Here is a 17,717-nt window from a genome sequence, read left to right on the forward strand (position 1 = left end):
TATCAGTGTTTTTCTTCTCTGGTGGTGACCCTGATCCCGCCATGGGGCAGATTGATCACCTTCACCCCATCGGCACTCTCGGAGACAACCACAGGTTGCAATGAGGGAGCATCAGGCTCATCAGTATGAGGCAAGTCGCTGACCGGTTTCAACGGCGACAAAGGCAATTGTTCTTGGGGTTGCAATGAAGCCCCAGCGGCAGGATCTTGCTGTTGCTGCTTACGGGCATCGCGGATAATGACATCGGTAGCGTCAGGATGCCGACTCAGCCATTCGGCAATGGCCTCGGCCTGCGCATCTGGCACCATCAACAGCACCTGGCTGTTTTGCAACCTCTGTATTTCCTGTTGCAAGACACGATTTTTGCGATGTACATCCAGATACAGCGCCAGGACTGCCACCAGGGCAAGACCGAGCAAAAACAGCCACAGTCTTCCCACTGTTTGCTTTTCAGACACGGCCCGACTCTTTGAGTATGGCATCGGCCATGCTTTCAAGGGCAATGGACTGAGTGGCAATACCGGCTGCAGCCACGGCCTGAGGCATGCCATAGACAACACAGCTGGCCTCGTCCTGAGCCCAAATGGTCGCACCGGCGCTCTTGAGCATGCGGGCGCCCTCTCGACCATCTGCGCCCATGCCGGTCAGCACCACGGCCAACACATCGCCACCATAGGCCTTGGATACCGAGGCAAAGGTGATATCCACACAGGGCTTGTAATTCATGTCGGCACTGCCGGCCACTATCTTGATCCGTCCCGTGGCACCGGCCTTTTCCACCATCATCTGCATTCCCCCCGGTGCCAGATAGGCACAGCCGGGCTGCAACACATCGCCATTGGCGGCCTCTTTTACCGAAATGCGACAAAGACCATTCAGCCGGCTCGCAAAGGCGGGAGTGAAGGCTGCCGGCATATGTTGGATAAGCAAAATAGGATGAGGATAATTCGCCGGAAACTGGGTTAATACCTTCTGCAGCGCCACAGGACCGCCGGTAGAGGTGCCAATGGCCAGCAGCTTATAGCTTTTTCCGCTGGCACGGATCGGCGCACTTGGCGAGGCTGTCCGCGGTAAAGATTGCGACAGAGGCGGACGAGTGCCCAGGGCAGGCCGGGTAGTCTCGGGGACGGCCACAGCAGGTCTGGACACTGGGCGATAAACCCTGCGTCTTCCCAGCGCCTTGACCCTTTGCTGCAACAGCTTGATGGCTTCGTCTTTATTGGTGGCAATGTCTTCGAAGCGCTTGGGCAAAAAATCCAGCGCCCCGGCATCCAGCGCATCCAGCGTTGCCTTGGCGCCGTCGTGGGTCAGGGACGAAAACATCAAAATCGGAGTCGGCACCTTGGCCATGATTTCACGCACGGCTGTGATGCCGTCCATGACCGGCATCTCTATGTCCATGGTGATCACTTGAGGCTGGAGTTCCTGAGCCATTTTAACTGCCTCGGCACCATTAACGGCGGCGCCGATCACTTCCAGCTCAGGATCCTGGTTGACTATCTCGCTCACCCGTCTGCGGAAGAAGCTTGAATCGTCAACCACCAGTACTTTAATTGTCATTGGGGTACCCGTATTACTGCATTACTTCTTGCGGGCATAGTGCTTGAGCAGCCCTGGCACATCGAGGATCAGAGCGATACCACCATCGGAGGTGATAGTCGCGCCGGCCATACCGGGAGTGCCGTGCAACAAGGCACCCAGAGGCTTGATAACCACTTCTTCCTGACCGATAAGTGCATCCACCACAAAACCTATCTGCATGGTGCCCAGCTGCACTATCACCACATGGCCGTGCTTCTTGTCACCGTGTTTGAAGGTGGTTTTGTTTCGCCGCAACCAATGCTCCAGGTAGAACAAGGGCACGGCCTTGTCGCGCACTATGACCGTCAGCTGGCCGTCGACTATGTTGGTTTTGGTCAGATCCAGATGGAATATTTCATTGACGCTGGACAGCGGCAGGGCAAACACTTGCTTGGCCACTTCCACCATCAGGGTTGGCATAATCGCCAGGGTCAGGGGCACTTTGATTTCCAGACAAGTACCCTTGCCCTTCATGGAATCTATGTGCACAGTACCGTTGAGCTGGGTGATACGGGTTTTCACCACGTCCATCCCCACCCCACGACCGGAAATATCGGAAATTTCGGTTTTGGTGGAGAATCCCGGCGCAAAAATCAGATTGTAAGCATCATTATCAGACATCCGCGCAGCGGCATCCTCGTCAAGCACGCCGCGCTTGATGGCGATTTGCTTGAGCTTCTCGGGATCCATACCGGCGCCGTCATCTTCTATCTTCAGCAGTATATGATCGCCTTCCTGACTGGCAGACAGTGTAATGGTACCTGTGCGGCGTTTACCTGCGGCTTCGCGCTCGATGGGCATCTCAATGCCATGGTCCACCGAGTTCCGTACCAGGTGCACCAAGGGATCGGCCAGGGCCTCCACCAGATTTTTATCCAGGTCAGTCTCTTCACCCACCAGAATCAGATCGATTTCCTTGTTCAGACTGCGGGCAAGGTCACGGACCACCCGAGGGAAACGACCAAAGACTTTCTTGATGGGCTGCATGCGGGTTTTCATCACCGCGCCCTGCAGATCGGCAGTCACCAAATCCAGGTTTGCCAGCGCCTTGGACATCTCCTCGTCTTCACGGGTTACGCCCAAACTCACGAGACGATTGCGCACCAGTACCAGCTCACCCACCATGTTCATGATCTGGTCGAGACGGGCGGTATCCACCCGCACTGTGGTTTCACCCTGGGGCACGTTGGTCGCTGCAGCTTTTGCCTGGGCTGCCGGCGCTTCTGGCACCGCGGCAGCCTTAGCCATCTGGGGCTGAGGCGCAGCAGGTGTTACTGCAGCGGCTTGCTTGGGCGCTGATGGCTTGGGTGCAGCTGGCTCTGCGGCAGATTTGCCTGGCCCGGTACCCTTGCCATGCAATTCATCCAGCAGGCGTTCAAATTCTTCATCGGTAATTTCGTCTGCATCGACCTTGTCGGCAGCACTGACTTCCACTTTGGCCACTTCACCCTTGGCCGCGCTCTTGAATTTGCCGGCACCATGGAGCTCATCGAGCAAGGCCTCAAACTCATCATCGGTAATATCGTCACCTGACGGTGCTGGACTGGGTTTAGCGGCGGTGGCTTTGCCAGCTACATCCTGTGGGACGCCAGCCTTGACGCCGGGTCCCTTGCCGGAACCGTGGAGTGCATCAAGCAAGGCCTCAAATTCAGCCTCGTTAATTTCATCAATGCTGGATTCGCCGCCACTGGTGTTTTTGGAAGCTGGCGCTGCCACTACGGGTTCAGGAATGGGGTCTGGTTCAGGCTCTGGTTCAGGCGCGGATGCAACCGCACCACCTTCGGAGGGAAGCGGCGCCCCCGAAGACAGGAGTTTAAGCTTGGCCAGCAACTCAGGGGAGGCAGGGTCTTGCTCCTGGCCGGCCTGGGTTTGAGCAAACATGGTATTAATGGCATCGACCGCCTGGAGGATGATATCCATCAATTCGGCGGTGACATGACGCTTGCCGGTACGCAGCAGGTCAAAGGTGTTTTCCGATTCATGGCAGACGTCAACCATGGGAGCCAATCCCAGGAAGCCCGCACCACCTTTCACAGTGTGGAAACCACGGAAAATCGCGTTAAGCAGATCCGTGTCACCGGGGTTGTTTTCCAGCGCTACCAATTGTTCCTGCAGCAGCTCTAAAATTTCACCGGCTTCGATCAAAAAGTCCTGCAGGATCTCTTCATCTACGTCAAATGCCATTAAACTGACTCCTTAATCAGAAACCCAGGCTTGAAAGTAAGTCGTCGACTTCATCCTGGCCCGTAACCACATCCTGACGCGCCTCCGCGTTCATGATGGGGCCTTCGGCTTCTATGCTGCTTTTTTGGGGCTCGGTGGTTTCCTGGGGAGTATGTTCACCAAACACGGTCAACATGGAGACCAGACTGCTCTCCACCTCCCGAACCAACTCTATTACCCGACGGATCATTTGCCCGGTAAGATCCTGGAAATCCTGCGCCATCAGAATTTGATTCAAGAGTTCTCGCAGGCGGTTTGAATCGTTCTCGCTGCGGACCATCAACTGCTGTACATCGTGACAAAGCGCTTTGAATTCATTCAACTCTATATCACGGCGCATCAGTCTGTCCCATGCAGGAGTCACAGTCTGAATATTGTTTATCAATGCATCGGCCAGCGGCAGACATTCTTCAACGGCGTCCATGGTTTTATTGGCCGCCTGTTCCGTCATATCGATAACGTAATTGAGTCTTTCCTTGGCATCCGGAATTTCGGTATTGGCCAATTCCAACAATCTGTTATCAACTTGAAAGTCCATCAAGGCACTGTGAAGCTGGCGGGTGAGTTTTCCGACTTCATCAAACAACTCACGCTGCAACGGCATGGCAAAATCACGGAACAGCGCATCGGCCTGATCCTGCTCACCGGCGGACAAGAGTTCGACAAGCATTTGCGCCTGTTCGAGACTGATGAGCCCTGAAGTGTTTAGCTGCATAGCCCGTCCTTGCTTAACTGAGGCGCTCGAATATCTTGTCCAGCTTTTCTTTCAGGGTGGCAGCGGTAAATGGCTTAACGACATAGCCGTTTACCCCGGCCTGTGCCGCGGCAATGATCTGCTCTCGCTTGGCTTCGGCAGTTACCATCAACACTGGGATATTCTTCAGGTTTTCGTCGGCACGAATGGCCTTCAGCAGGTCAATACCCTGCATGCCGGGCATGTTCCAATCCGTGACCACAAAGTCAAAATCGCCTTTTTGCAGCATGGGCAACGCAGTGGAGCCATCATCTGCCTCCTGGGTATTGTTGAACCCCAGGTCTCGCAACAAGTTCTTGATGATACGCCTCATCGTCGAAAAATCGTCAACAATGAGAATCTTCATATTCTTGTCCAAGGTTTCCTCCGGTGAGCTGACACTCTAAATGCTCAATTAGTAATTATACGTGTGTCCAATGCTTGAGTTTGCCCTTGAGTCGCAGCATAGCTTGGCTGTGTATTTGACTCACCCTGGACTCACTGACATCAAGAATGGCACCAATTTCTTTTAAGTTCAGCGCTTCATCATAATAAAGCGATAATACCAATGCATCTCTCTCTGGCAATTGTTTGATGGCCTCGACCAAAGCACCATGAAATTGGCTGTCGGCCAAAGAATCAAAGATGCCATCAGACTGCTCACCCTCTGGAACCAAGACGTCCTGAGAGATGCCTAAATCTTCTATCCCTATGATTTTACCTACAGAAACATCGCTCAAGATATGATGGTACTCATCCAGCGTCATATCAAGTCTTTCTGCGATTTCTGTGTCCCGTGCATCACGGCCGAGTTCCTGCTCCAACTCATCTATGACCTGGGCGACCCGCCGCTGATTGCGATGCACCGAGCGGGGAACCCAGTCGCCACGACGGATTTCATCCAACATGGCGCCGCGGATCCTTATCCCGGCAAATGTTTCAAACTTGGCACCCTTGCTGCCGTCAAACTTAGTCGACGCCTCAAGCAGGCCTATCATGCCTGCCTGCAGCAAATCATCCAACTGTACGGAAGCCGGCAACCGGGCCAACATGTGGTGCGCGATTCTTTTAACCAGCGGTGCGTACTGTTCAACGATGGATGTTTTATTATCCAAAGCGGTATACGCCGCGGCTTTATTCACTCGATCTATCCTCTTGGTACTCAGGACGCTGCACCAAACGTTCAACAAAGAACTCCAGGTGACCACCCGGCTGTTGCGGAATAGGCCAACTCATGACCTTGTTCGCCAGACCGTGGTAGGCAATGGCCGCCGGTGATTTGGGATAAGCCTCGACAATCAGCTTTTGCTTGCGCACTGACTTTCGCAGGTTTTCATCGAAGGGGATAGTCGCCACCAGCTCCAGCGCCACGTCCAGGAACCTGTCGGTGACCTTACTCAGCTTGGCAAACAGTTCCATACCTTCACGCAGGCTACGGACCATGTTGGCCACTATCTTGAATCTGAATACTCCGTGCTCACGGCTGAGGATCTTAATCAGGGCATAAGCATCTGTGATGGACGTGGGTTCATCACACACCACCACCAGCACATCTTGGGCGGCGCGGGAAAAACTCAGCACCATGTCGGAGATACCGGCTGCGGTATCCACAATCAGCACATCAAACTGGGTGCGCATTTCGCTGAAAGCGCGAATGAGACCTGCGTGCTGCGCTGGGGTCAGCTCCACCATGGCCTGGGCGCCCGATGTCGCCGGGATAATACCAATGCCCTTTGGGCCCCGGAGAATGATGTCATCGAGTTCCGCCTCGCCGGACAGCACATGGGACAGGTTTTTTTCGGCCCTCAGGCCCAACATGACATCCACGTTGGCCAGACCCAGGTCGGCATCCAGTACCAACACCCGCTTGCCCTTCTCGGCAAGCGCAACCGCCGTATTGATGGAAACGCTGGTCTTACCGACCCCGCCCTTGCCACCGCTGACGGCGATTACTTTGACTTTTTCGTTATATGGTTGATTCATCATACGTAAACCGCTTGCTTGATCCCGGGTCATAGCTTTACTCAAATGCATAGGTCGGTTGTTCTGCCCATTTCTTTTCTTTCACGGGTCTGTGTTCATTGTCGTTCATGGCTGCCAGCGCTTGTTTGGCCAGCGCCAGGGTATCAGCCACTTGCATATCTTCAGGAACCCTTTGACCATCGGTCACATAACTCAACTGCAATCCGCTTTGGATCAGCACACTCAGGGCGCCTGCCAAAGAACAGGCTTCATCCAGCTTGGTCAACACAGCCCCGGAAAGGGGGATCCTTTTGAAGTGTTCCACTGCATCCTGCAACACCCGACGTTGTGATGTCGCTGACAATACCAGATAACTGCGGATCGGCAAGGCTCGATTAGCGGTCAGGTTGTCCAGTTGCTCCACCAGACGCATGTCCCTTTGCCCCATTCCTGCCGTATCTATCAATACTAGCTTGCGATTCCTGAACTGATAAAGTATTTGTTCCAACTCATTGAGATCATGAGCTTGCTTTACCGGACAGCCCATTATTTTGCCATAAGTTGCCAATTGCTCAAAGGCTCCAATGCGATAATGATCCGTGGTAATGAGCGCAACTTGATCTGGGCCATGTTGTGCAGCGAATCGCGCCGCCAATTTGGCGATGGAAGTGGTCTTGCCGACACCGGTTGGGCCGACAAAAGCCACCACGCCACCGCGACGCACTATGTCATCGCCCTGATTGTCCAACATGTTGGCCAGACTCTGGGGCAAGGCCCTGACCAGCTCGACAGGTGAATAATGCTCAGACAGGGCTGCCAGCTTGGCTGCCACGGCAGGGGAAAACTCCGCGTCAATCAAACGGCTCTCCAGCATGGCCCCTACCGGATTGTTACGTTTCTTTTGCTCCGACATCAGGGCGGCAACTTGATGAGTCAACAAATTACGCAGGGAACTCAATTCCTCACGCATGGCATCCAGCTCTGCGCTGGGCTTTTGCTGGGCGCGCTGTTTATCGGGGGACGGTGTAAAGGTCGCAGGCTGGGGCGCCGATTTGGGTGCAGGAGCTTCCAGTCCGCGGGCCCAGGCAGGCATATCCAGCTCACTTTCCTGTTGTCCGCTCAGCTGCTGCATACGGCTTTGTTGTTTTTCCAGCAAAGCCTGCAGCGAATCGGCGGGTGCCGCGGCAACTTTTTGACGGCTGGTCTTGATAGCGGATGGGGACAGGCCGAGAGAAACTCTGTCGTCGGCCACCTCTTCAAAAGGGGAAATAGACTGGGGCTTGGCAGCAACCGGCTTGGGATCGTCGTAGTCTACGGCTGCAACAATTTCTATGCCGCCGGTCACCTTTTTATTGGACATGATGACCGCATCGGAACCCAGAGTCTCTTTTACCTGAGCCAGTGCCGCACGCATATCTTTGGCAAAAAAACGTTTAATTTTCATTATTTATCCCCTACTGGCCCACCGCCGACACGATGCGGATTTGCTTCTCATCCGGCACCTCCTGATAGGATATAACCCTCAGGTTTGGAATGGTGTATTTCACGAATCTCGACAGGGTGGAGCGCAACATCCCCGAGGTCAGCAGAATGGCAGGTTGTCCCACCATTTCCTGTCTCTGGGCGGCATCAGCCAGTGATTGCTGCATCCGCTCTGCCAGGCCGGGTTCGATATTGGGTCCCTCTCCCCCGGTCGCCTGCATAGATTGATGCAACATCTGTTCCAACTCTGGCGCCAATGTTATGACAGGGATTTCCGCCTCGGGGCCGGCGATTTCCTGCACTATCATCCGCTTCAGGGCAATACGCACCGCCGCGGTCAGTACCTCGGTATCATTGCTCTTGGTGCCGTATTCCAGCAGGGTTTGAACTATAGTGCGCAGATCCCTTACCGATACGCCTTCATTGAGCAGGTTCTGCATCACCTTGACCACATTGCCAAGGGACATCACATCCGGAATAAAGCCGTCAACCAACTTGGGTGAGCGCTTGGCCAGCATATCCATCAATTGCTGGACTTCCTCGTAACCGAGCAGCTTGGCGGCATTATTGGTCAGCAGCTGACTGATGTGGGTTGCCACCACAGTCGCGGCATCCACCACAGTGTATCCCAGGGTCTGGGCGTGTTCCCTCAGCTCGGGCGCAATCCAGACCGCTTCCAAACCAAAGGCAGGATCGCGGGTTTCAATACCATCCAGCTTGCCGAATACCTGACCAGGGTTGATGGCCAGCTCGCAGTCATGGCGTACATCCGCCTCTCCGACCACCACACCCATCAGGGAAATCCGGTAAGCATTGGGTGACAAGTCCAGGTTGTCACGAATATGAACCGCCGGCACCAGGAAGCCCAGCTCCTGGGACAACTTCTTGCGTACGCCCTTGATCCGACCGAGCAGTTCACCGCCCTGCCCCTTGTCCACCAAGGGAATGAGGCGATAACCCACTTCCAGACCGATAGTGTCAACATGACGCACATCATCCCAGCCCAGCTCCTTGGGTTCATGGTCGAGTTTTTCCACCGTGCCTTGAGAAGCCTTTTCCAACGCCTTTTGTTTGTTCAGTTCATTGCGTTTGTTGACCCAAATGGCCGCTGCTGCGGTCAGCAGTGCAAAGGTCAGGAAGGCCAGGTGAGGCATGCCGGGCACTATGCCCATGATAAACAGCACCCCGGCGGCGATGGCCAGCGACTTGGGACTGTCAAACATCTGGCTCATGACCATCTGGCCCATGTCACCGGACTCATTCTGGCGAGTCACCATCAGCGCGGCGGCAATGGAGAGCAGCAAGCCGGGGATTTGGGCCACCAGGCCGTCACCTATGGTCAACAGGGTGTAGATTTCTACCGCTGTGGAGAAGTCCAGACCATGTTGCACCATACCAATGACGAAACCACCGAGAATGTTAATGGCCAGGATCAGCATACCGGCGATGGCATCGCCCTTTACGAATTTGGACGCACCGTCCATGGCGCCGTAAAAGTCGGCCTCACGGGTCACTTCGGCACGGCGGGTACGGGCTTGATCCTGGTTGATGATGCCGGCGTTGAGATCGGCATCGATGGCCATTTGCTTGCCAGGCATGGCATCCAGGGTAAAGCGGGCACTGACTTCGGAAATACGGCCGGCACCCTTGGTGACCACGGCGAAGTTGATAATGATAAGGATCAGGAACACCACCAAACCCACGGCGTAGTTGCCGCCGATGACCACTGAACCGAAGGCTTCAATCACCTTACCGGCCGCATCGCCACCATTATGACCTTCGAGCAGAACCACCCGGGTTGATGCCACGTTCAGCGCCAGGCGCAGCAAGGTGGCCACCAGAAGCACTGTGGGGAAAGCAGCAAAATCCAGTGGTCTGTCGGTGTAAATGGCCACCAACAGAACCACCAGAGCCAAGGCGATATTGAAGGAAAACAAAATATCGAGCAGGAATGCCGGGATCGGCAGCACTATCATGGCCAGGGCGGCCAACACCAGGACAGGAGTACCCAGTCCCTTGATATTTTTGGGTTTAACCTGCTTGATTTGCCCGAGAGTCGCTAACAGATCCATTCACATTCAACCAGAAATTTGACGCTGTGGCAGGGATAAAGCAAAGAGCAGGCCAAGATGACTCAGTATTTCAAATCGTCCGGAATTGGCTGGTTGAGCGGGATGGGTTTGGGTCTGGTGCCCTTGCCCTTCTGGTATTGCCGCAACTGGAATACATAGGCCAGCACCTGGGCCACGGCGGTGAACAGGCCTTCCGGCACCTGCTGATCGAGTTTGGTGGTGTGATAAATGGCGCGGGCCAGTGGCGGCGCCGACACTATCGCCACCTTGTGTTCCCGGGCAATCTCGCGGATTTTGAAGGCCACATCGTCCACGCCCTTGGCAACCACAAAGGGCGCCGGTGAGCGGGTGACGTCATATTTGATTGCCACCGCATAATGCTCCGGGTTGACCACTATCACGTCGGCCTTTGGCACCTCTGCCATCATACGTCGCATGGCCATTTCCCGCTGCATCTGGCGGATCCTGCCCTTCACCTCGGGCTTACCTTCGGTGTCCTTGTATTCGTCCTTGACTTCCTGCTTGGTCATTTTCAACTGGCGGTTGTGATTCCACAGCTGAAATGGCACATCTATGGCGGCGATGAGCAGCATGGAGGCACTGATCCACAGGAACATCCACATCACCAGCTTAAGGGCATGGAATACATTACCCGGCAGATGGTCGTTGGACAGCTGCATGATTTCGTTGAAATGCACCGAAAGCAGCACGTACGCCGCCAGCGCGACCACGGAAAACTTGGCGATGCCCTTCACCAGCTCCACCAGGGCCTGGACACCGAACATCCGCTTGAAGCCGTTCATGGGGTTGAGTTTGTTGCCCTTGGGCATAAAGGCGCTGGCGGAAAAGGTGATCCCCCCCAGCACTATATTGCCGATAAAAGCTATCAGCCCCAACATCAGCAAAAACCCCAGCATGGGCAAGGCCAATTCGCGCCCCACCGCGCCCCACACCAGCAACATGCTTTGGGTATCAAATACCTGATCGCGGGTCATGGTGAACACACTGCCCATCATCAGGTACATACTGCGGGCCAGCATTGGGCCCATCATTAAAAAGCCGGCCGCTGCCGCCAGCAATACGGCGGCTGTGCCCAATTCCTTGGATCGGGCAACCTGACCTTTCTCGCGCGCCTGTTCAAGGCGCCTCGACGTGGGTTCTTCTGTCCTTTCCTGACTGGTATCGTTCTCTGCCATGGTCTAATTCACCTTGCATTGAACGCGGCTGATATCGCACATAAGCAATTGGGCAGCCTGCCAGATTTCGTCGAAATGGCCCATGATGGGCTCCAGGGTCAACCAGAGGATCAACAGACCACAGATCATGATGACGGGAAAACCTATGGCAAAAATGTTCAGCTGCGGGGCAGCCCGGGTCATCACCCCGAAGGAGAGGTTTATCAGCAACAGGGCGGTAATGGCGGACAGGGACATGGTCAGGGCGGCGCCGAACATGTAGTTGCCCCACTCGGCCAAGGCCCGATAACTGGAAATATTGATGCCTTCCATTGACACTGGCACCGTCTCAAAGCTGGCAATCAACATGCGGATCATCAGCAAATGCCCGTCTACCGCCAGGAATATCATGGTTGCCAGCAGCAGGAAAAAGTTACCCACTGCAGGGGTTTGCTGCCCCGAACCCGGGTCCACCATGGAGGCGAAACCCAAACTGGTTTGCATGCCCACTATCTGTCCCATGAGCACAAAAATCTGGATCATCATCAGGCTGACAAAGCCCATGGCCACCCCGATAAGCACCTGCTGGGCACTGATAAAAACCGAGCTCAGGGCAAAAAGTTCCCCTGAGGGCATGGGGGGTAACATGGGGGCGACGGCGAAGGTCATGGCCACGGACAACAGCAATCTGACCCTGGCTGGGGTGGTATTGGCGCCAAATACCGCCATCACCATCAACATGGCGGCAATCCGGAACAGGGGCCAAAGATAGCCCTTGATACTGTCCATGAGTGTCGCCAGCAGCCAGTCCATATCAACCCACAACCGAGGGAATGAGGTTGACCATCTCGACGAAGAAGTCCATCAGGGTCTGCACCAGCCAATGCCCTGTGTACATCAGTGCCAACAAGGTGATAAGCAAACGCGGCAGGAAACTTAAGGTCTGTTCGTTGATGGAGGTGGCGGCCTGGAATACCGCCACTATCAGGCCCACCACCAGCCCGGGCACCACAATGACAGACACCGCCATCACTATGACCGCCAGGGCATCACGGAAGATATCAATCAGGGCTTCTGGAGTCATGTGCTGTCTCCCTAGGGCCCAAAGCTGTTGGCCAGGGTACCGAGCACCAGGCTCCAGCCATCCACCAGCACAAACAACATGATCTTGAACGGCAGCGACACAATCATGGGTGACAGCATCATCATACCCATGGCCATCAGGATACTGGCCACCACCAAATCGATCACAAGGAAGGGCACAAACAGCATAAAGCCTATCTGGAACGCGGTTTTGAGTTCACTGGTAATGAAGGCCGGGATTAAAACGGTAATGGGCGCCGCTTCGGGACTGTCTATGTCTTTGTAGCCGGCAATATCGATGAAGGTTTGCAGATCCGTGGTGCGCACCTGAGACAGCATAAAGGCCTTGAGCGGTTCCTTGCCCTGATCAAAGGCCTGGGTCACCGTAAGCTGCTCATCCAGATAGGGCTTAACGCCCTGCTCGTAAATCTTGTCAAACACTGGCGCCATGATGAAGAAGGTCATGAACATTGCCATTCCCACCAGCACCTGATTCGAGGGCGTCTGCTGCAGGCCAATGGCCTGCCGCAATATCGACAGCACCACTATGATGCGGGTAAAGCTGGTGAGCATGATAACCATGGCCGGCAAAAAACTCAGCGCCGTCATCAACAGCAGAATTTGCAGGGTAACCGAGTATTCGCTGCCGCCATCGGGGGTGGTGGTTACAGTGACAGCCGGCAATACACCATCGGCAGCGCCCGCAGGCAAAGCCAAGATACAACACATCAGCGCCAGAATACGGAAAAAATAATTGCTCATGCCTGTTTTGCCTTAGCCTGCTTCAGGCGCGCTGCAAACGTATTGTTTTGGGGGATGTCCAGGGGAGAGGCGAGTTTTTCAATCAGATTGACACTGCTTGGCGTTACCCCCAGCAGATATTGCTCGCCGCCAACATCCACCAACACCAACTTTTCCTTTTGTCCCAATGGGGTCACGGCCAGCGTCTTCATCAGACTGCCACTGCCGGGCACCAAATTGAGGCGCCGCAGCAGATAGGCCAGTATAAAAATCAGCAGCAATACCAGGATAAGGCCCCCGAGCATGCTGGCCAGAGGCGCCAGATTGGATGCAGGCGCCTGTGTTTCGGCGGCTGTACTGGCGGGTGCCAAGGCGGCAAACAGGGTACCTGTCACAGGCGCTTTCCTCTTACTTGAGTTTCTTAATCCGTTCGGTTTGGCTGATCACATCGGTCAGGCGGATACCGAATTTATCGTTCACCACCACCACTTCACCGTGGGCTATCAGGGTGCCGTTGACCATGACATCCAAAGGCTCACCAGCGACCCTGTCCAGCTCAACCACAGAGCCCTGGTTCAGCTGCAGCAGGTTGCGGATGCTGATAAAGCTGCGACCCACTTCCATGGAAATGGTCACAGGAATATCCATAATGGTATCCAGCTTGGCCGCGTCTTCCGAGGTCAGCGGTTTGCTTTCATCTTTCAGCTCTTCATATTCAGCAATCTGAGCTTCTTCCAAAGCCTGTTCGGCCATGGCCGCTGCCCAATCGTCTTCTGTACTCATATCAGTTCACCTTACAAATCAGAGATATCTCTGGATTTTCCTTTGCGGGTCACCAGTTGTAATTCACTCTTGACCGTTTCCGGACGTGGAATTTTCTCACAAATCTTCAGCGCCAGATTCTCCCGCGAGCGGCCGAGTTTGCAGCGGTAGGTCGGCAAGTCTTCAATCTTCATCAAGACGTATTCGGGTAACTCCACCGGGATGATATCGCCGGCCTTCATTTCCATCACGTCACGCAGGGTCAGTTCATGCTCGACCAGGGTGGCATCAAAGCCCACGTCCACGTCCATGATCTCGTCCCGCAGTGCCTGGGACCAGCGCATATCCGTGTCCTGCTTATCGCTCTGCACACCGGCGTCGAGCAGTTCCCTTATGGGTTCTATCATCGAATAGGGCATGGTGATGTGGAAGTCTCCACCACCACCATCCACTTCTATATGGAAGGAGTTCACCACCACCACCTCGGTGGGGCTGACGATGTTGGCCATGGCAGGGTTGACTTCCGAGTCCAGATAATCGAACTCCACGTCCATCACCGGCGCCCAGGCGTCCTTATAATCTTCGAAAATGATCTTCAGCAGTAACTGGACAATACGTCGCTCGGTCGGGGTAAATTCACGGCCTTCGATCTTGGCATGGAATCGACCGTCGCCCCCGAAGAAGTTGTCCACCAGGATAAACACCAGGCGGGCTTCCATGGTGATCAACGCCGTGCCCTTAAGGGGCTGAAAACGCACCATGTTAAGACTGGTGGGCACGAACAGGGTATGGACGTATTCGCCGAACTTGAGCATCTGAACGCCGTTGATGGACACTTCGGCGGCACGGCGCATCATATTGAACATGCTGATCCGCAGGTGACGGGCAAAACGCTCGTTCACGATTTCCAGCGTCGGCATCCGGCCACGGACGATCCTGTCCTGGGAAGAAAAGTCGTAGGCACGCGCCTCTATGCCACTCTCGTCGACATCTTCCTCTTCGACATCATCGACCCCGTGAAGTAGCGCGTCAATTTCGTCTTGGCTTAATAAATCAGTCACGATTCCGCCTTTTATCCATCAATGCCAGGATGCCTATTGCATCACAAAGCCGGTAAACAATACTTTTTCAACCACTTTATGGCCGGTCACCGGCTGCAGCGTGTTCTGCACATTCAGCAGCGCCAGTTGTCTGAGTTCATCCTTCCCGGCCTGGGTCGTCATTTTCTGCTCGTCGGCACCGCTGAAAGTGGTCAGCAGGGCATCCTCAATCAAAGGAATGTGCTTACGGACCAGAACATCATCTTCGGAGCCACGTACCATCAACTGCACCTTGATTTCCACCAAGCGCGTACGATTGGCACCGGGCAGGTTGAACAAAAATGGGCGCGGCATCCCCACATAGTAAGCTTCGCTTTTGGTGGCGGGGTCGGCGCTGGTACTCATTTCTGCGGTGTCTGTGGCAGGGGATTCCCCGGCACTCTCGTCATCCCCTGACAGGAAAAACCACAATCCCAGCACAATCAGCAGCAGTAACACACCACCACCGATGCCAAACAACAATAACTTGTTGCGCTTATTGGGCTGCTGCGTTTCTTCCAGTTTCAGATCTTCTTCTTCAGCCATGTATCCGCCTTTGTCCTTGCCAATGACAACCCTGATGCTTGCGATTGCCTATAGGTTACCTCGTTAAGCGTAATAATCTATACCCGAGCCGTAACTTGTTGTCTGATTTACGCTTAACAAAGTTTCTTCTGCTGCTTTTTCATCCATGGATTCCTCGGATGCACCACCACTGCCTTCGCGACTGCCGAAGTCTCGGCCACCACCGCCCTGGGACACCTGACCATCGGTCAGCTGCATGCCCTGCTCTGCCAGCATTTCCCTGAGTCTTGGCAGTGCCTGCTCCATCACATCACGGGTCTGTGACTGGGTGACATGGAATTGCACCTGGGTTTCCTGCCCTTGCACCTGAATGCGCACCATCATTTGTCCCAGTTCCGGCGGGTCAAGACGGATTTCCGCCTGTTGGATCCCCTGGCTGACCATGGTGACCAATTGCTGCTTCATCATGGGGGCAAAACGCTGGATCATGTCATGCATGTTCTGGGTCTGCTCCATGCCCTGTCGCAATGACAGCTGCAACTGTGGCATCTCGGAACGGCTGGGCTGTGACAAGGCCTGGAGATCTTTGTGGCCCTCGCCATTCATGCCTGCAAACAATAGAGCATCCTGGGCTTTCAGCTGCACCTGGGGCTCTTTTCCTTCCACCACAATGAGTTCACTGTTGGCCAATTGTTTCGCTGCATCGGCCACCGGCATCGCCATTCCATCCTGCATGGCGCCAGCCGCCAATGGATTGACAGTTTGCGAAACGCCTTGAGCTACGTTTGGCGCAGCAGAATTAACCTGAGCCTGGGAGACTGCCACCGGCTGCAACTTAAATTCGGCCACAGTCTGTTGTCCCTGCTCTACCTTGGCGTCTTTTGCCAAAGGCACCACAGGCGCGGTATCCGTGCTCTCTTGTCCGTCAACATTGCCGGTGATCTGCTGCTTAATCGGCATTATATGGTCTTTTTCCGCACCGGAAGGCTTGCCCGCACCCCATTCAGGGGGCAGTCGCTGGCCTTTGGATATGTTCAGGGCATCGTCCTGGCTAGCTGCGCCATCGACCAAACGATGGTCGTTTATTCCCTGGGAGCCCATCAACTGCTGCAACTGGGCCATGGCGGAGGGGTCTTTGAATTCTTGGTTCAGCCATTGCTGCAACTCTTCGTCCGACATCTGCTGCAACATCTTGGGATCGACATCGAGTAGCTCGGCCAACTCGCTGAGGATTTCCGGATTACCCGACTCCAATTCAAACATTAACCTGTCCATGGCCTGCAACGGCGACATGGTGCCGGAAGCCGGCTCACCTTCAGTCAGCTTGGGAAGCAGATCCGGATCCTGCTGCAAACTGTCACCATCGAGGGTGGCAACGGCAAGATCGGCGGCAACGTCAGCGGCAAGATCGGCGGCAAAGTCTGTCGCACCTGATTGGCTTTGCGGCTCCTGAATAATGCTTGAGTACTGAATTTGCGCGAAGACCAGGGCGACGTTATCTTCGTTGTCGGCTGACGTTTTGGCGTCAAGTTCTTCGGACTTATCGCCGGGACTGGCACGATCAACCCTGACCGTTTCCTGTGTTTCACCACTGGCGGTTGCCTTGTCGAAAAACGCTGAAAAATCACCGTTTTCATTACTGTCGACGCTGTCTTTTCCCGCAGTGGCCTGCACCTTGGCTCCACCACCCAACAGCACATTGCTCATTTGTTGCATTGCGTTCTCCTCACCTGCTGCGCCTAAGCGCAACCCGGGGCCCAGTCGACCGTCGGCATTATGACTGGCGCTTCTACCTTAATGGGATTAAGCAAAAATCGAACCAGAAATGCTAAATATCTTTCAGCAATGGATAAATTGTTCAGCGGCGGATAAATTGTTGAATGGCGAACTCATCGGCAAGCTTTTGCTCGCGCTTGGCTTCTGCCCGCTCGCGCTTCTGCGCCTTGTGCTCAAGCAGCAGTTCCACGGCCTTGCGCTTTTGCTGCTTTTCCAGCCAATGTTGCTGCCGATGCTGCACCTGGGTGTTGGCACTGGCAACGGTGCGTAATTGTTGGCTGATGGCCTGATCTATCTGTTGGATGAACTTGTGAAACTGCTGGTAATAGTTGGCACTGATCTGTTTGCCCTGCTGCCCGGTCAGCTGTTGCATATAGTCCAGCCGATACTGATTGAGGGCATCAAGCTGCTGCTTGCGTTTCTGGGCATCTAGCTGGGCTGCCTTAAGCTGCAAGGCCGCCTGCTCTTCTGCTTCGGAGGCGAGTTTGAGCACTGTCAGCAGTGGATCCCGGGCGGCCATGGA

The 17,717-nt window shown here is 54.7% G+C and carries 19 protein-coding genes; all 19 read right to left on the minus strand.

Annotated elements, in window-relative coordinates; genetic code table 11:
- Nucleotides 1-2 precede the first annotated feature (2 nt).
- Entirely contained in the window at nucleotides 3-386 is a 384-nt protein-coding gene (locus JYB85_RS11990) for a membrane anchored protein in chemotaxis locus (protein WP_407695894.1), read from the minus strand.
- Between the two features lie 64 nt (nucleotides 387-450).
- Nucleotides 451-1,560: a protein-glutamate methylesterase/protein-glutamine glutaminase gene (locus JYB85_RS11995; protein WP_207379492.1), complete on the minus strand. Its 1,110-nt coding sequence runs from the start codon at nucleotides 1,558-1,560 to the stop codon at nucleotides 451-453.
- A gap of 21 nt (nucleotides 1,561-1,581) precedes the next feature.
- The gene (locus JYB85_RS12000) at nucleotides 1,582-3,765 is read right to left on the minus strand and encodes a chemotaxis protein CheA (RefSeq protein WP_207379493.1); all 2,184 of its coding nucleotides are present in this window, start codon (nucleotides 3,763-3,765) and stop codon (nucleotides 1,582-1,584) included.
- 16 nt (nucleotides 3,766-3,781) lie between these two features.
- Nucleotides 3,782-4,519, minus strand: a complete 738-nt coding sequence (locus JYB85_RS12005; RefSeq protein WP_207379494.1) for a protein phosphatase CheZ — start codon at nucleotides 4,517-4,519, stop codon at nucleotides 3,782-3,784.
- Nucleotides 4,520-4,532: 13 nt separating this feature from the next.
- Nucleotides 4,533-4,916, minus strand: a complete 384-nt coding sequence (gene cheY, locus JYB85_RS12010; protein WP_207320235.1) for a chemotaxis response regulator CheY — start codon at nucleotides 4,914-4,916, stop codon at nucleotides 4,533-4,535.
- Between the two features lie 43 nt (nucleotides 4,917-4,959).
- Nucleotides 4,960-5,679 (minus strand): RNA polymerase sigma factor FliA, encoded by a 720-nt coding sequence (locus tag JYB85_RS12015; protein WP_207320236.1) that lies wholly within the window; start codon nucleotides 5,677-5,679, stop codon nucleotides 4,960-4,962.
- Nucleotides 5,672-6,553 (minus strand): MinD/ParA family protein, encoded by an 882-nt coding sequence (locus tag JYB85_RS12020; RefSeq protein ID WP_228289602.1) that lies wholly within the window; start codon nucleotides 6,551-6,553, stop codon nucleotides 5,672-5,674. The genes JYB85_RS12015 and JYB85_RS12020 overlap by 8 nt, the downstream gene beginning before the upstream one ends.
- A 4-nt stretch (nucleotides 6,554-6,557) precedes the next feature.
- Nucleotides 6,558-7,943 (minus strand): flagellar biosynthesis protein FlhF, encoded by a 1,386-nt coding sequence (gene flhF / locus JYB85_RS12025; protein WP_207379495.1) that lies wholly within the window; start codon nucleotides 7,941-7,943, stop codon nucleotides 6,558-6,560.
- Between the two features lie 10 nt (nucleotides 7,944-7,953).
- Nucleotides 7,954-10,053, minus strand: a complete 2,100-nt coding sequence (gene flhA / locus JYB85_RS12030; RefSeq protein ID WP_207379496.1) for a flagellar biosynthesis protein FlhA — start codon at nucleotides 10,051-10,053, stop codon at nucleotides 7,954-7,956.
- Nucleotides 10,054-10,115: 62 nt separating this feature from the next.
- The gene (gene flhB, locus JYB85_RS12035) at nucleotides 10,116-11,249 is read right to left on the minus strand and encodes a flagellar biosynthesis protein FlhB (protein WP_207379497.1); all 1,134 of its coding nucleotides are present in this window, start codon (nucleotides 11,247-11,249) and stop codon (nucleotides 10,116-10,118) included.
- A gap of 3 nt (nucleotides 11,250-11,252) precedes the next feature.
- Nucleotides 11,253-12,041, minus strand: a complete 789-nt coding sequence (gene fliR, locus JYB85_RS12040; protein WP_207379498.1) for a flagellar biosynthetic protein FliR — start codon at nucleotides 12,039-12,041, stop codon at nucleotides 11,253-11,255.
- Between the two features lies 1 nt (nucleotide 12,042).
- Entirely contained in the window at nucleotides 12,043-12,312 is a 270-nt protein-coding gene (fliQ, locus tag JYB85_RS12045) for a flagellar biosynthesis protein FliQ (RefSeq protein WP_207379499.1), read from the minus strand.
- Between the two features lie 11 nt (nucleotides 12,313-12,323).
- On the minus strand, nucleotides 12,324-13,073 hold the full coding sequence (gene fliP / locus JYB85_RS12050) for a flagellar type III secretion system pore protein FliP (protein WP_207320243.1): 750 nt from the start codon (nucleotides 13,071-13,073) through the stop codon (nucleotides 12,324-12,326).
- A complete protein-coding gene (gene fliO / locus JYB85_RS12055) occupies nucleotides 13,070-13,447 on the minus strand; it encodes a flagellar biosynthetic protein FliO (protein WP_407695858.1) in 378 nt (125 codons plus the stop codon). The genes fliP and fliO overlap by 4 nt, the downstream gene beginning before the upstream one ends.
- A 13-nt stretch (nucleotides 13,448-13,460) precedes the next feature.
- Nucleotides 13,461-13,835: a flagellar motor switch protein FliN gene (gene fliN / locus JYB85_RS12060; RefSeq protein WP_207320244.1), complete on the minus strand. Its 375-nt coding sequence runs from the start codon at nucleotides 13,833-13,835 to the stop codon at nucleotides 13,461-13,463.
- A gap of 11 nt (nucleotides 13,836-13,846) precedes the next feature.
- A complete protein-coding gene (gene fliM / locus JYB85_RS12065) occupies nucleotides 13,847-14,875 on the minus strand; it encodes a flagellar motor switch protein FliM (RefSeq protein WP_207379500.1) in 1,029 nt (342 codons plus the stop codon).
- Between the two features lie 33 nt (nucleotides 14,876-14,908).
- Nucleotides 14,909-15,439 (minus strand): flagellar basal body-associated protein FliL, encoded by a 531-nt coding sequence (fliL, locus tag JYB85_RS12070; protein ID WP_207379501.1) that lies wholly within the window; start codon nucleotides 15,437-15,439, stop codon nucleotides 14,909-14,911.
- 63 nt (nucleotides 15,440-15,502) lie between these two features.
- Nucleotides 15,503-17,134 (minus strand): flagellar hook-length control protein FliK, encoded by a 1,632-nt coding sequence (locus tag JYB85_RS12075; RefSeq protein WP_228730094.1) that lies wholly within the window; start codon nucleotides 17,132-17,134, stop codon nucleotides 15,503-15,505.
- Between the two features lie 142 nt (nucleotides 17,135-17,276).
- Nucleotides 17,277-17,714: a flagellar export protein FliJ gene (gene fliJ, locus JYB85_RS12080; RefSeq protein ID WP_207379502.1), complete on the minus strand. Its 438-nt coding sequence runs from the start codon at nucleotides 17,712-17,714 to the stop codon at nucleotides 17,277-17,279.
- Nucleotides 17,715-17,717 lie beyond the last annotated feature (3 nt).

The sequence above is a fragment of the Shewanella sedimentimangrovi genome (genome assembly GCF_017354965.1).
Taxonomy (GTDB): Bacteria; Pseudomonadota; Gammaproteobacteria; order Enterobacterales; family Shewanellaceae; genus Shewanella; species Shewanella cyperi.

Coding starts and splice junctions, on each gene's coding strand:
- JYB85_RS11995 (WP_207379492.1), bottom strand. CDS start 1,560: ATGACAATTAAAGTACTGGTGGTTGACGATTCAAGCTTCTTCCGCAGA.
- JYB85_RS12000 (WP_207379493.1), bottom strand. CDS start 3,765: ATGGCATTTGACGTAGATGAAGAGATCCTGCAGGACTTTTTGATCGAA.
- JYB85_RS12005 (WP_207379494.1), bottom strand. CDS start 4,519: ATGCAGCTAAACACTTCAGGGCTCATCAGTCTCGAACAGGCGCAAATG.
- JYB85_RS12020 (WP_228289602.1), bottom strand. CDS start 6,553: ATGACCCGGGATCAAGCAAGCGGTTTACGTATGATGAATCAACCATAT.
- flhF (WP_207379495.1), bottom strand. CDS start 7,943: ATGAAAATTAAACGTTTTTTTGCCAAAGATATGCGTGCGGCACTGGCT.
- flhA (WP_207379496.1), bottom strand. CDS start 10,053: ATGGATCTGTTAGCGACTCTCGGGCAAATCAAGCAGGTTAAACCCAAA.
- flhB (WP_207379497.1), bottom strand. CDS start 11,249: ATGGCAGAGAACGATACCAGTCAGGAAAGGACAGAAGAACCCACGTCG.
- fliR (WP_207379498.1), bottom strand. CDS start 12,041: ATGGACTGGCTGCTGGCGACACTCATGGACAGTATCAAGGGCTATCTT.
- fliQ (WP_207379499.1), bottom strand. CDS start 12,312: ATGACTCCAGAAGCCCTGATTGATATCTTCCGTGATGCCCTGGCGGTC.
- fliP (WP_207320243.1), bottom strand. CDS start 13,073: ATGAGCAATTATTTTTTCCGTATTCTGGCGCTGATGTGTTGTATCTTG.
- fliN (WP_207320244.1), bottom strand. CDS start 13,835: ATGAGTACAGAAGACGATTGGGCAGCGGCCATGGCCGAACAGGCTTTG.
- fliL (WP_207379501.1), bottom strand. CDS start 15,439: ATGGCTGAAGAAGAAGATCTGAAACTGGAAGAAACGCAGCAGCCCAAT.
- JYB85_RS12075 (WP_228730094.1), bottom strand. CDS start 17,134: ATGCAACAAATGAGCAATGTGCTGTTGGGTGGTGGAGCCAAGGTGCAG.
- fliJ (WP_207379502.1), bottom strand. CDS start 17,714: ATGGCCGCCCGGGATCCACTGCTGACAGTGCTCAAACTCGCCTCCGAA.